This is a genomic window from Sorangium sp. So ce362, assembly GCF_051519845.1.
Taxonomy (GTDB): Bacteria; Myxococcota_A; Polyangia; order Polyangiales; family Polyangiaceae; genus Sorangium.
In genome coordinates this window covers 4,757,782-4,771,393 of record NZ_CP150332.1, presented here as the reverse complement: position 1 = coordinate 4,771,393, position 13,612 = coordinate 4,757,782, and the positions used below count along the sequence as shown (strand labels likewise).

The following is a 13,612-nucleotide window of genomic DNA, read 5'->3' as shown; positions in this document are numbered from 1 at the left end:
GGATAGCGCCTAATCCGGCGGCGGCGGCGAGGGCCAGCTCCGATCCTCCTGCATGCAGCGGAGCTGCGTCACGCGCCGTCCCTCCGCGGTGGTCACCGCGATCTCCCGGACCGGCGCGTCGCGCCGCGCGCGCCGGCTCAGCTTCTCGACCACCAGAAACCCCTCCCGCTCGCCCGCGAGGCGGAGGAACTCGTCGAACAGCGCGACGTGCCCGCCGCGCGCCCCGTCCTCGGCCGTCGCGATGCGCCGCTGCGTGGTGACGCCGATCGCCAGCGCGTCGCCGCGGGCGCGCACGACCATCGCCGGATCAAGCCCGCGCTGGCTCTCGTCAGCGACCGTCCAGATCTCGGCGACCCCCGCCTCGGCGAGGCGCCGCTTCATGTAGGAGAACGCGGACTCGAGCGTGTTGTTCCGGTACGGGACCGCCCTCGACTCCATCGGATCGACGTGGTTCCGCCAGAACGCGATCAGCGCGTGCGCCCAGCGCCTGCCGTCGAGCCGGCGGTCCTGGAACGGCCAGTCCCCGGCCGTCGCCTCCGCGCAGGCACCGAGCAGCGCCTGCTCGTCGATCCCGCGCGTCGCCAGGCAGCGCGCGCAGTGCATGTACCCCGTGCCCCGCTCGAGGAGCGCGCCGCACATCGAGCAGATGTCGTTGCCGTAGCCAGGGCCCATGTACCGGAGCCAGCCGGCGCTGAGCTTCTGGTGAGCCGCGCGGCGCTCCTCGTTCAACGCGATCTCCCGCAGCCCGTCCTGAAGGGCCCTCGAGGCCGCGCGCCGCTCGTCATCTCGCTGCGTCATCCGCTGTCCTCCAGCGTGAGCCCTGTCCGCGCCGGCCCGGCAGTGTAACGCCTGGGCCTCCACCGCGCTTCGCGAGGCGACACGAACCGCCCGCACGCGATCCCCTCGCGGCGGCGTCGGGCGCGTCGCCGGGCACACAACGCCCGCGTTGTTGACATTGACTTTCATTTACCGTTGCGCTATGCGTCGAGAAGATGTCGCGATTTGCCTCGGTTCTCGTGCTTCCGCTGCTCTTCAGCAACGCCGGTTGCGGCGGAGAGCCTGCGCCCAGCGACCCGCTGGCGGGCGTCCAGCTGATCGGCGATGACCTCAGCGACATCCCTTTGCACGGCGCCTCGGCGGAGCAGGTGGCCCGGTTCAAGGAGGGCGACGCGCTCTTCGACTTCGTGTTTCGCGAGCGCGACGGGCTCGGGCCGCTCTACATCCGCGCCTCGTGCGCGGGGTGCCACGAGGGGGCCGCGCGCGGCCCGGGCGCCGTCCAGAAGATGGCGCTCGTCGACGCCGACGGCGTGACGCCGGCGGTGGATCAGGCCGGGCTCCCCTACGGGCACACGATGCGGCCCTACGCGGTCGGCGGGGCGACGACGCTCTCGCGACCCGAGATCGAGGGGACGATCAAGCTCTCGCAGCGCCTCGGCCCGCCGGTGTTCGGGCGCGGTTACATGGAGGCGGTCGACGACGCCGAGATCGAGCGGGTCGCGGCCGAGCAGGCCGCGCGGGGCGACGCGATCCGCGGGCGCGTCAACCGCGTGGTGTTCCACTCGAAGAAGAACGCGGACGAGTCGTTCCACACCTTCGCCGAGGGCGACGAGAACCTCATCGGCCGCTTCGGGTTCAAGGCGCGGGTGGCCACGCTCGACGACTTCACGGCCGACGCCTACCAGGGCGACATGGGCATCACCTCGCCGCTCCGCCCGGAGGAGCTGCCGAACCCCGACGGGCTCACGGACGACGCCAAGCCGGGCGAGGACGTGGCCGTCGACACGGTGAACGCCGTCGCCGACTACATGCGCTTGCTGGAGATCCCGAAACGCGCGCCCGCCGACGAGCACGGTCAGGCGCTGTTCGCCGAGGTCGACTGCGCCGGCTGCCACGTCCCCTCCCTGAGGACGCGCGCCGACTACCCGATCGCGCAGCTCGCCGACATCGACGCCCCCGTCTACACCGATTTCCTCCTGCACGACCTCGGCCCGGACCTCGCCGACGGGCTGGCCGACGAGTCGGCGAGCTCCGCTTCCTGGCGGACGGCGCCGCTCATCGGCATGCGTCACAGCACCTCGTACCTCCACGACGGCCGCGCCAGGACCATCGAGCAGGCCATCTTGCTCCACGACGGCCCGGGCTCGGAGGCGGCCGCTTCGGTCGCCGCGTTCCGCGCGCTCTCCCGCGAGGATCGCGAGGCCCTCATCGACTTTGTGCGCTCGCTCTGAACGACGTTCGAGGGCGCGCGCTCGCGCCCACCCACTTCGCGCGCTCGCTCCGGGCGAGCCGCGGCAAGGAGCTCGAAGATCCATGCAACTCCCCGCCTGCCTGCGGTCCGGTCTGGCCATCGCCGCCGCCGCCCTCTCGCTCCCCGCGTGCGGAAGCGACAACGAGACGCTGTACACCGACGCGGATTACGAGCGGCGGGCAGTGCTCGACGTGAAGCGTTTCATCCAGGACAACCTCGACCAGTTCGCCGCCGCCACGGCCGCGCTCCAGGCGGCCGCGCCCGAGCCGGACGAGGACGGGTGGAGCGCGACGAGCGACAAGGAAGCCGTCGACGCCATGAAGGCCGAGTGGAAGAAGGCGCGTCAGGCCTACGAGCGCGTCGAGGGGGCCATCGCGGTCGTCTTTCAGGATCTCGACACCTCGACGGACGCCCGCTACGACGCGTTCATCGAGGTCACGGCCGACGACGACCTCTTCGACGGCGAGGGGGTGACCGGCGTGCACGCCGTCGAGCGCATCCTCTGGGCGGACGAGATCCCGCAGCCCGTCCTCGACTTCGAGTCGGCGCTCACGAACTACAGCCCCGCCGCCCCCCCGGCCACCGAGGCCGAGGCGGCCGCGTTCAAGGACGAGCTCTGCGAGCGGCTCAGGGCCGACGCGGAGAAGATGCAGACCGATTTCGAGGGCCTCGCGCTCGACGCGCCGTCCGCGTACCGCGGGGTCATCAGCTCCATCCTGGAGCAGGTCGAGAAGACGAGCAAAGCGGCGACCGGAGAGGAGGAGTCTCGCTACGCGCAGTACACCCTCGCCGACATGCGCGCGAACGTCGCGGCCGGCGCGCAGACCTACGCCGCCTTCCAGCCGTGGCTGCTCACCAAGGGGGCCGAGGGCGCGGACGTCGACAAGGCGGTGGTCGCCGGCTTCGACCGGCTGTCGAGCGCCTACGACGCGATCGAAGGCGACGCGCTGCCGCCGCTGCCCGAGGGGTGGAGCGACGTGGCGCCGACCGAGGAGCAGCTCGCGACCCCGTTCGGCGTGCTGTTCTCGCTCGTGGCGCGCGAGAGCGACGACGCGACGCCGGGCACGCTCGCGTACGACATGACGCGATCCGCGGATCTCCTCGGGATCGACGAGCTGCCCTGACGGCAATCATGCGTCCGGGAGGGCGCGTCAGGGGGGGGCGCGTCAGCCGGCGGCGTTCCAGCGCACGAGCACGCAGGTCACGTTGTCGGGGCCGCCGTGCAGGTTGGCGCGGTCGACGAGCGAGCGCGCCGTCGCGGCGAGGTCGTCGCCCTGCGCGAGCACCTCGGCGATCTCCGGCTCGGGGACCGGGCCGGAGAGGCCGTCCGAGCAGATGAGCAGGAGATCGCCGGCCTCCGGCCGCTCGATGCGCGTGGCGACGTCGACGGTCTTTCCCATCCCGAGCGCGCGCGTCACGACGTTGCGGGCGAGCAGCGGATCCACGTCATCGGGCAGCTCCTCGCCGCTGCGCAGGTGCTCGTTCCAGAGCGAGTGGTCCTCGGTGAGCCGCTCGAGCCGGTGCTGGCGGTAACGGTAGACCCGGCTGTCGCCGACGTGCGCGATGCACGCCGAGGTCGCGTCGGCGTGGACGCCCGCGAACGTCGTCCCCATCCCGTAGAAGCGCGGATCGCGCTGCCCCACCTCGAAGATCTGCTCGTTGGCGCGCCAGATGGACGAGACCAGGCGGAACTCGAGGGGCGCCGCCATCTCGTCGTACCCCGTGGGCTGCGTGATCTCGCCCTCGCCGTCCTTGCAGCACGACTGCACGATGTCGACCGCCATCCGCGACGCGATCTCACCGCCGGCGGCGCCGCCGATGCCGTCGGCGACGACGAAGAGGCCGAGATCCAGATCGACGGCGAAGCTGTCCTCGTTGTGCTCGCGCTGGCGGCCAACGTGGCTGTCACCGGCGGCTTCGATACGGAGCGGGGAGTTCACGGAGCTTCCTCGTCGGTGACACGCGTGTCGACTCCGGGCAGCATCCAGCGGCCGGACGCCTTGCGCAAGTCAGGAAGGGGCTCAATTCGAGCGGAGAGCGCCGGGCCGCTCGGGCTCGCGTGGCCAGGCTACGTGCGCAGCGCGGCGGTCGCGGGCGACCGGAGCGGCGGCTCGCGGAGCGGCTCGGCAGGGGGCGGGACGCTCGCCGTGCGGACCTCGAAGCGGCCGTTCTTCCAGGTCACGAGCCCGCCCGAGAGGCGCGCGGTGCTGCCCGAGCCCGGCTCGGACCTCAGCCAGACCAGGGGGCGCGCGGCGAAGACCGGCTTGGTGCAGGCGATGTCCTCGAAGGCGGCGGACCACGAGCCGCAGTTGCCGAAGAACAGCCCGCCCTCCCAGGTGCCCTCGGGCGTGTGCGTGTGGCCGAAGACGACCGCCCTGGCGCGGTGGGCGCGGGCGACCTGGCGCGCGGCGCGGCTGACCCGCTGCCACGTCGCGTCGAGCGGGAGCTTCGGAACGAGGCGCTCGTAGACGACGAGCCCCGCCGGCGCGACGAGCGCCGCCGGCGTGAGCCAGCCCGGCACGAGCAGCAGCCACACGAGGGCGACCGCGACCGCGAGCAGCGCCAGGGCGGCCCGGTCGAGCCAGAGCTCGCGCGCGACGAGCCCCAGCCGGTCCTCGGCCGGCCGCGCGAACAGGCGGGCGTGGCGGGCGACGGCGCGGAGCGGGGCGCCCGTCTCCTGCGCGGCGGCCGCAAGGCACTCGCGCAGGCGGGCGCGCCGCTCCGGCTCGCGCCGGCGCACGAGCTCGACGACGGTGCGGAGCGCGCCGAGCGCCCAGGCCCCCGCGAGCGTGCGGCGCGAGAACATGTAGTAGCGCGCCCAGTGCGCGAGGTAGCCGAACGCGGACAGCATGAACGAGGAGTCCACGTGCGGGTTGAAGTAGCCCATCCGCGAGACGAGCAACCGGCACACGAGCGAGCCCATGGTCGGCTGGATCTCGCCCGGCTTCCGACCGAACGGGACCATCGGGTAGCGGTAGCTGCAGTAGGCGTCGTACTGGTTGCCGTGCTCCACGATGATGCCGTCCGGCGTCTTGTGGAACCAGGCGCGGAACACGACGCGAGCGCCCAGCGCTGCGCGCGAGATCGAGCCGGGGCGCGACGCGTCGGCCAGCGCGGCGAGCGCCGCCTCGACCACGCGGGCCCGGACCATGTCGCGCACCTCGGGCAACGTGAGCTGGACGTCGTGGTTGCCCGAGATGAACACGACGGTGTGTCCATCCGCGACGACGCGGCCCAGCGCCTCGATGAACACCGGATGATCCGCGAGGATCGCCGCCATCGCCGGGACCGCGTGCTCGGCGCTGCGCGGGAGGTCGTGGAAGACGCTCTTCTGGTCGATCACGCGCGGCGCGTCGAGGTCGAACACATCGCCGTTGAGCACCAGCGTGAGCTCATGTCGCCGGGCGTCGCGCGCCGTGCCTTGCTTCATCTCGTCCCGAAGCGCGTCCAGCATCGCCGCGACTTCGCTGTCGGGGGAGTACGGAGCCTGACGGTAGCGCATCCACAGACCGTCACCCGGCTCGAGCTCACAAAGATGGATATCTGAGATTGCCACCGTATGGAGCATCTCGTCAAGATGACACACGCGCCTGTTCACGGCCTGTCAGGGAATGGTCACGACCGGGTGTCGGGCGTCGCGTAGGGCGCGGAGGGCGCGTGCGGACGCGGCGGTGCTGCATCGTCCTAGGCTGCTCCTGGCTAGTCCTGGCTAGCCTTGCGAGGGCGTGATCCTCGGGCGCCCTCGGGTGGCCGCTGTCGGGCTGTCGGGGAGTGTGGTGTTGTGGTGTCTTGGGCGCCGTGTCGTCCGCGGTCGTCGCTCTGGCGACGACGCCTGCTCGCTACGGCTGTCCCTTGCGCTTGATGATCATGAACTGCACGCGGCGGTTCTTCTGGCGCCCTGTCTTGACGCGGTTGTCGCCGAGCGGCTGCTCGAAGCCGTAGCCCCTGGCGACGAGCTTCTCCCGCGGCACCCCGGCGGCCACGAGCCACGAGAGGACGGCCTCCGCGCGCTGCTGGGACAAGCGCAGGTTGTACCCCTCGGTCCCGCTGTCGTCCGTGTGGCCTTGCACCTCGACGAGCTCGATGTCCGGGTTCTGCTGGATGGCGTCGCGCACCTCGTACAGGATCTCGTCGGAGACGGGATCGACCGTCTGGGTGCGCGTCTTGCCGTAGACGACGAACTGCACCGGCCTCGACGTCGTGATCTCGTCGGCGCTCACGCGGACGAACTTCGGGCAGCCGTTCTTCCGTGGATCGGGATCGGAGAGCCCCCGCTCGTTCGGGCAGGCGTCCGCGGCGCCGCGGACGCCGTCGCCGTCCGGATCGTCCGGGCAGCCGTTCAGCTTCGGGTTCTTGCTCGCTGGCCCCTTGAGCTTCGGGCAGGCGTCCGAGGCGTCGGCGATGCCGTCGCCGTCCGCGTCGCCCGGGCAGCCCACCTGCTTCGGGTCGTCGCTCGGGCCGCCGCGCACGCTGGGGCAAGCGTCGATGCCATCGTGGAAGCCGTCGTCGTCCGAGTCGTCCGGGCAGCCGTTCGCCGTGGGGTCGGCGCGGCGAGCACCCGGGGTGGACGGGCACGCGTCGTCGATGTCGAGCACCGCGTCGCCGTCGCGATCCGCCGGAGGGCAGCCGTCCTTCGCGGGGTCGGGCGACGGATCGCCCTTGACATCGGGGCAGGCATCGATGTGGTCGTCGATGCCGTCGTCGTCCTTGTCGCCCGCGACGGCGGAGGTCTGCGCGCGCTCCGGGGCCGGCGCCGGGAGGGGCGCCCAGCCCACCAGGCCGACGGCGCGGACGGTCGGCGAGCCGACGGCCGTCAGGAGGCCGGGCCCGACCGCGGCCCCGAACGTCAGGCCGCCGAGGACGCGCAGCTTGGCGCCGAAGAGGAGCTCGGCGTTGACGCCCGCATCCGCGGGCGTGGCCGGCACGCTCGATAACACGAGCTCCTCACCGAGCGGAGCTGCGCCGTACAGCTCGGCGCCGAGCTGGAGGAGATCGCCGCTCAAGAGGAGCCCCGCGGCGCCGCCGAACGTGACCAGCGGCGGGCGGTTCGCCCCTCCGCCGAGCTCGACGCCGCCGGTCGCATTCCACAGGAAGCCGAGCGTCGAACGGGCCGAGCCGACGCGCCCGCCGACGCTCGCGTGAAAGGCGCCGCGGACCTCCGCGTCGCCGGTGTACTGCGCCGGCGAGCCCGTGGGCAGGAACAGGTAGCCGCCGAGCCCGAGCTGGACCGGACCTGCGTCCTCGCCGAGCAGACGGAGCCGCGCGCCGAGGCGGAAGTCGCCGAGCTCCGGCGCCGTCAGCTCGGTGAACTGGACGCCGGGGATGCCTGGGTCGTCGCCGGCTTGCGCGATGGCGAGCGGCGCATCGATCGAGAGCAGCAAGCGCTCCCACAGCGCGAGCGAGGCGTCGAGGCGCAGGTACGCCTGCGAGGAGACGATCGCGACATCCGCCGCGCCGCTCGTGCGGATCGGCTGGTGGGAGTAATCGAGCATCGCGTGGACGCGCGCCGCGAAGTGGCCGGGAGCTGCGGGAGACGGCACGCCGAAGAACGCGTCTCCGGCGGGCGCCGGCTCGAACCGGTTGAGGGAGAAGCCGCCGGTGGATTGACCTCGCGAGGCGCTGGCGAGCGTCATGAGGAAGGCTGCTGACGCTGCCGCTGCGACGGAGGAGGACCTCATCGGCTGGCCACGATAGCGGGGGGGTGAGGCGGGGGGCAACATGCCGTCGCGCCTCGGCGCGTGGGGGTTCATCATGACCCTCTACCGCTGCTCCCATGGGCAGCAGCGGTTGCGCGAGGCCGTGCAGGTCAGTGGCCGACCGCGTTGAGGGCGCGCTGCGGACCGGTGCGTCAGCGCCGGTCTCAGAACTGGTACCGCAGGCTCGCCCCGGGCGCGATCATCAGGACGAAGTCGCCCATGAGCGACTCCGGCGCGTAGGTGCCGATCCCGTCGGTCGACGCCGCGAGCTCGATCGTCCTGTCCCACGCCGGCTTGCTGAGGCCGATCAGGAGCAGCAGCTTCACGCTGGCGGAGAGCTCCCAGCGCTCCCCGAGCCGCAGGCCCAGCCTCGCCTCCGGATCCACGTAAAAGTACGTCGCCGAGGCGAAGTCGACCACCGGGTACGTGTTGAACCACGCCCCCTCGGCCGTCCTGAACCTGCCGTTCCGCTCGTCGCGGACCTCCCCCACGAGCACCCCGGCGCCGAGCCGCAGCAGCGCGGGGAAGCGCTCGCCGAGGTGATACCCGAACGTCGCGCCGGCCAGGAGGCCGCCCAGCCGGAGCGCGTCGCTCGCCGTGCCGCCGAGCGGCTCCCGGTAGCCGATCGGCCTGAGCTCCGCCGGGCGCTCCTCGATCTGCTGCGTCGCGATGAGGCCGCCGATCTCGATCCCGACGCCGAGCCCCGAGCCGAGCTCGTAGCCTCCGTGGATCATGCCGAGCCCGCCGAGGCCGATCGAGCTCGAGCAGCCCGAGCGACAGCCGCTCGCGATCGCGCCGCCGAGCGTCGGCGCCACAAGGAACGAGGCGCTCGCGTCGAGCGTGAACTTCGGCGGTTTGCGCCAGATATCCGCGTTCTCGTCGCGCTCGAGCGGGAGGCTCAGGCCCTGGCGCTGGCCCTTCTGCAGCGTCACCGTGCGCGCCTCGGTGACGAACCCGTCGGCCTTCACCTCGACCCGGTGCGCGCCGGCCTTGAGCCGGCCGAGCCAGACGCCGTTGCCGACGTTGACCGAGTTGATCCAGACGCTCGCGCCGGGCGGCGTGGGGTCGACCCGGAGCGACGCGTCGAGGTCCTCGGCGAGGAGCGACAGCGTGGTGAGCTCCTGCGGCTTCACGGGTGCCGCCGTCGGCTGCGTCCCGAGCTTCCCCTCGCCGCGCAGCGCCACCATGTGGTCGCCGACCGACAGCGGGCCGCTCCACGGGGTCTGCCCCACGACCACGTTGTCCACGAGCACGTCGACCGTCTTGCCGGCCCGCTCCACCACGCGCAGCCGGCCGGAGCGGACAAGCCTGCGGAGCTTCGCGTCCACCGTGACCGTCTGGCCCCCGGCGACGTCGACGCGCGTCTCCACCGGCTCGTAGCCCTCCTTGAAGACGCGGACGACGTGCGCGCCCGCGGCGACGCGGATCGGCTTGACGGGCGGGTACTGCCCGCGCTCCTCGCCGCTCACCACGATGGACGCCCCGGGCTCGGCGCTCGTGATGTCGAGCGTCCCCACCAGCGCGCGCAGCTCGGCGATCTGGCGCTGCGCGACCGCGCGCTCGGCGGTCGACATGGTGAAGTCGCGCAGGAAGGTCTCGAACATCTCGAGCGCCTCGTCGTAGCGCTGGAGCTTGCGCAGCGCGATCGCGGCGTTGTTCGTGGCCGCGCGCGTCGGGTAGAGCTTGCGCGAGAGGAGGAACTCGGCGAGCGCGGGGCTCCAGGCCTCCTCGCGCAGGAGGGCGAGCCCCTTCTCGAAGTGGAGCCGCGCGACCTGCCGGTCCGTCTCGGAGACGGGCGCCTCCTCGGCCAGCGCGGCGCCCTCCGTGCCGGCCGGCGCGGCGCCTTCCGCGCCGGCCGGCGCGGCGCCTTCCGCGCCGGCCGGCGCCGGCTGTGCGAGCGCCGGTCCCGCGGCGATCGCGACGGCGAGCGCGGCCGAGAGCGCGCGCAGCCGCCGCGCCGGCCGGGGGCGTCGCGCGAGGGAGAGAGGGCACGAGCCGCCGCGCCGCGTACGCAGATCCATTCGATCGAGCACCGTACTCAGCCTGTTCTTCTGCTGTTATTTTCCGAACTCTTCGGTGTTGTCGATGATCCCCTTGGGGGTCGTCGGCGCGGGTGGCGGCGTCGGCGCGGCGGAGACGCTCTTCGCCGGAGGCGCCGGAGCGCCCTTCGCCGAGGGCGGCACGAGCTCGATCTTGAGCGGCCGCGCGCCGCTTGTGGTCACGAACACGTCGGTCACCACCTCGTTCGCCCCCTTGAACACGCGCACCCTGTGCTCGCTCCCGAGCGGCCCGGTGATCTCCAGGATGCCGTTCCTGGTCTTCGCGCGTGCGCCTTCGATCTCGACCGAGGCGTCGGCAGGCAGGATGACCACCTGAACGCGCCTCGGATGCAGCTCGGCGGCCTCGACGACCTCCGACGTCCCCGTCGCGGCCGGCGGCGGCGGCGGCATCGGCGCCGGCGCCGGGGTGGCCGCCGCCGGCGGGAGCGCCTCGGCGGTCGCCTGCGCCACCGGCGGCGCGACGGGCTCGGGCGACCGCCGGCTGCTGACGAAGTACACGCCGGCCGCGATGACCGCGGCGAGCAGCGCGGCGCCGGCCACGACCGGCCCCCGCGACGCGCCGGGCTGCGTGCCGCGATGCGACTGCGTGAGCGCCCCGGTCGTCGCGGCGCCGGCGTGGTTGCCGGCCGGGACGACCGCGCCGTGCGGCCCGCTCTGGTTCGCCGGCGGCGCGAACGACGGGTGCGATCCGCCGCGGTGCTCGTGCGGGGCCGCGGGGTACCCGCCGCTCGGGTTCGCGGGCGACGCCGCGAGCGCCGCGTATCCGCCGCTCTGGTTCGCGGGCGACGCCGCGAGCGCCGCGTATCCGCCGCTCTGGTTCGCGGGCGACGCGCCGGCATACGCGCCGCTCTGGTTCGCGGGCGACGCGCCGGCATACGCGCCGCTCTGGTTCGGGGGCGGGAGGCTGACGTTCACCGAGAACCGCGGCGCGGACTGCCTGTGCACGGCCTCCGGCAGCGGCACGAGCATGCTCTCGTGGATGCCCCAGCCGTAGGGGAGCATCGGCCGGATGGCGCCGAACATCTCCTGCGCGCTCTGGTAGCGCTGCCCGGGCGCTTGCAGCAGGCAGCGGTGCACGATCGCCGCGACCTCCGGCGGCACCCACGGCGCGAAGTCCTGCACCGGCGGCGGGGGATCCGAGCAGATGGAGATGATGAGCTCGCCGAGCGCGGTGATGTGATGGTACGGGGTTCGCCCTGTGAGCGCCTGGTAGAGCACGGCGCCGAGCGACCAGATGTCGGTGCGGTGGTCGATCTCCTTCTGGCCGCGCGCCTGCTCGGGCGACATGTAGAGCGGCGACCCGATGAGGTTCCCGGTGCGCGTGAGATCGGCGCCCTCGGTCTCGTTCGCCCGGTCCATCTTGACCTTGGCGATGCCGAAATCGAGCAGCTTGACGAGGATCTCGCCGGCGTCGCGCCGCGCGAGGAACAGGTTGTGCGGCTTGATGTCGCGGTGGACGACGCTCGCCTCGTGCGCCTTCTGGAGCCCGAGGCACGACTGCGCGACGATGCGCAGCGCGAGGTCGGGCGCGAGCGGCCCGACGCGTTTGATGAGCTGGTGGACGTCCTCGCCGGCGAGGAACTCCATCGCGAGGAAAGGCAGGTTCGATCCACGATCGACGCCGGCGTCGAGCACCTGGGTGATGTGCTGCGTGTCGATCGCGCCCGCCGCGCGCGCCTCGCGCTGGAAGCGGCTGACCACCTTCGGATCGCGGGTGAGATCGGCCGAGCTGATCACCTTGACGGCGCAGCGACGGCCGGTCCCCGTGTGCTCGGCCTCATAGACCGAGCCCATGGCGCCCTCTCCGAGCAGCTGGCGTATCTGATATTTGCCGTCGATGATCGTGCCGATCACAGCGTTAGGGGCACTCTAGGGGATTGCGCACGGGGGAGCAATGTCCGCGAACGCGCGCGCGCTCGCGGCTCAACCTGCCGCGGATCCTCGTACAGCTCGGCGGGACAGATCGCGCTCCTGAGGGAAGCCCACCCCCGAAAACGGGGGCGGCCCCACCCGGTCGCGCCCCGTCGGGTCGAGGCGCCGGCCGCCCGCCTCCGCCGCCGTCACGTCCCCGGCGCCGCCGGCCGCCTGGGGGGTGGACCCCAGGCGACCGCGGAGAGGTCTGCGAGAGAGCGCGCGACGGGAGGCCGACGCCCGGTCGGCCATCGAGGACGAGCGACTCGCGCTCTCCCGTGACCGCCCGTGCGCCTGCGGAGGCACGCCGTCAGGCGGTCGAGGGGGCCGCCAGCGCCGCGCGAGCGGGCGTGGCGCCAGCAGCTGCGGAGGTTCGAGCGCCCGTTACCAGCGGAAGCCGTTCTCCCCACCGCAGTGGGGGGGCCGGAACCCGGGGTTACGGAACCTGTCATGATCACGGAAGCAGCAGAAGTCGAAGTCGTCGAACCTGTTGCGATCACGGAAGCAGTCGTCGCGGAAGCAGTCGTCGCGGAAGCAGTCGCCGCGGAAGCGGTCGTCGCGGAAGCAGTCGTGGCGGAAGTCGTTGCGGAAGCAGTCGTGGCGGAAGTTGTGGTCGAAGAGCGTGTTGATGTTGATGTTGTTGTTGTTGATGAAATTCGACGGGCAGCAGCCGAAGCCGCCGCCGAAGCCGCCGAAGCCGCCGAAGCGCGAGCCCACTGCGCCGACGCCCGGCGCGCCGAAGCCGAAGCCCGGCGCGCCGAGGCCGACGCCCGGCGCGCCGAGGCCGACACCCGGCGCGCCGAGGCCCGGCGCGCCCACCGGCCCTTGCCCGACCTGGCCAATCGGCGCCTGGCCCACCTGGGCAATCGGCGCCTGGCCCACCTGGGCAATCGGCGCCTGGCCCACCTGGCCAATCTGCTCCTGTAGACCGGGGCCCGCCGTCCCCTGCCCGAGGTCGATGGGCCCCTGCGGCCCGAGCATCCCTCCCTTCCCCTTGCTCGGCCCGAGCGGCGACTTGCCCGGCGCCTGGAATCCACCCCTCTCCTCGTCCCCCTCGAGCGCCCCGGCAGCCTCGTCCCCCTCGAGCGCCCCGGCAGCCGAATTGACGAGCTCGACCTCGGTGAGGTCCGCGTCGCCCACTGAATCGACGGCGCACCCCGTGCCCAGCGCCGCCATCACCATCGCGAGCCCCATCACCTTGCCATGAATCGAGAGCATGTGTTGTCCTCCTCAATATCCCGTGATGGCCGGAAGCCCCGAGCCATCCTGGGTTCACCGAAGAGCAGGCTGTGTGCCTCAGCGCTCGTGTGCAGACACTGCCGCTGCGAGCTCGCGTCGCCGGCCTCGCCGCATCGGCGAAAAGACATTCTCTGGATCAGCGCCGGCTCTGGTTTTCCGATATCTCAACGCGAGGACCGGCCGGACGGCCCCCCAGCGCCGCGGCCCCTGCGCGCGGGCTGCGTGCATCGGCTGGAGATGGCGAACTCACCGCCTCGGCGGCCGGCGCTCGAGCGGGGCGCGCAAACCCATCTCTCTCGCGCGTTCGAGCAGATCACGTGCGCTCTCGCCCGCGCCGCGGCCGTCGCGAACGAGAGCAGCTGGGCCCCTCCGGCGACGCGCAGACGGCCGCCGCGCGCCGCCTCTCCGCCGCTCGTCTGACCCGGCCAGAACCCGCCCGTACCGCCCCGGAGATATCG

General features: G+C 72.6%; 9 protein-coding genes. 2 read left to right on the top strand and 7 right to left on the bottom strand.

Features of this window, described 5'->3' with window-relative positions; all coding sequences use genetic code 11:
- Positions 1–9: 9 nt before the first annotated feature.
- Positions 10–798 (bottom strand): hypothetical protein, encoded by a 789-nt coding sequence (locus tag WMF17_RS18465; protein WP_437650618.1) that lies wholly within the window; start codon positions 796–798, stop codon positions 10–12.
- 194 nt (positions 799–992) lie between these two features.
- On the opposite strand from WMF17_RS18465, the gene WMF17_RS18460 reads away from it, so the two are divergent.
- Together WMF17_RS18460 and WMF17_RS18455 are read left to right on the top strand one after the other, a co-directional pair.
- On the top strand, positions 993–2,228 hold the full coding sequence (locus WMF17_RS18460) for a di-heme oxidoredictase family protein (RefSeq protein WP_437650617.1): 1,236 nt from the start codon (positions 993–995) through the stop codon (positions 2,226–2,228).
- 82 nt (positions 2,229–2,310) lie between these two features.
- Positions 2,311–3,372 (top strand): EfeM/EfeO family lipoprotein, encoded by a 1,062-nt coding sequence (locus WMF17_RS18455; RefSeq protein ID WP_437603388.1) that lies wholly within the window; start codon positions 2,311–2,313, stop codon positions 3,370–3,372.
- Between the two features lie 42 nt (positions 3,373–3,414).
- On the opposite strand, the gene WMF17_RS18450 is transcribed toward WMF17_RS18455, so the two are convergent.
- The 6 genes from WMF17_RS18450 to WMF17_RS18425 form a co-directional block, all read right to left on the bottom strand.
- Positions 3,415–4,188, bottom strand: a complete 774-nt coding sequence (locus WMF17_RS18450; RefSeq protein ID WP_437603387.1) for a PP2C family protein-serine/threonine phosphatase — start codon at positions 4,186–4,188, stop codon at positions 3,415–3,417.
- Positions 4,189–4,316: 128 nt separating this feature from the next.
- On the bottom strand, positions 4,317–5,702 hold the full coding sequence (locus tag WMF17_RS18445) for a hypothetical protein (protein ID WP_437603386.1): 1,386 nt from the start codon (positions 5,700–5,702) through the stop codon (positions 4,317–4,319).
- A 385-nt stretch (positions 5,703–6,087) separates the two neighbouring features.
- Positions 6,088–7,881, bottom strand: coding sequence for an OmpA family protein (locus tag WMF17_RS18440; protein ID WP_437650616.1), 1,794 nt, complete (start codon positions 7,879–7,881; stop codon positions 6,088–6,090).
- Between the two features lie 227 nt (positions 7,882–8,108).
- Positions 8,109–9,965 carry a PEGA domain-containing protein gene (locus WMF17_RS18435; RefSeq protein ID WP_437650615.1) on the bottom strand — a complete coding sequence of 619 codons (1,857 nt, stop codon included), beginning with the start codon at positions 9,963–9,965 and terminating at the stop codon, positions 8,109–8,111.
- 36 nt (positions 9,966–10,001) lie between these two features.
- Entirely contained in the window at positions 10,002–11,858 is a 1,857-nt protein-coding gene (locus WMF17_RS18430; RefSeq protein ID WP_437650614.1) for a serine/threonine protein kinase, read from the bottom strand.
- A 441-nt stretch (positions 11,859–12,299) separates the two neighbouring features.
- The gene (locus tag WMF17_RS18425; RefSeq protein ID WP_437603380.1) at positions 12,300–13,133 is read right to left on the bottom strand and encodes a hypothetical protein; all 834 of its coding nucleotides are present in this window, start codon (positions 13,131–13,133) and stop codon (positions 12,300–12,302) included.
- Positions 13,134–13,612 lie beyond the last annotated feature (479 nt).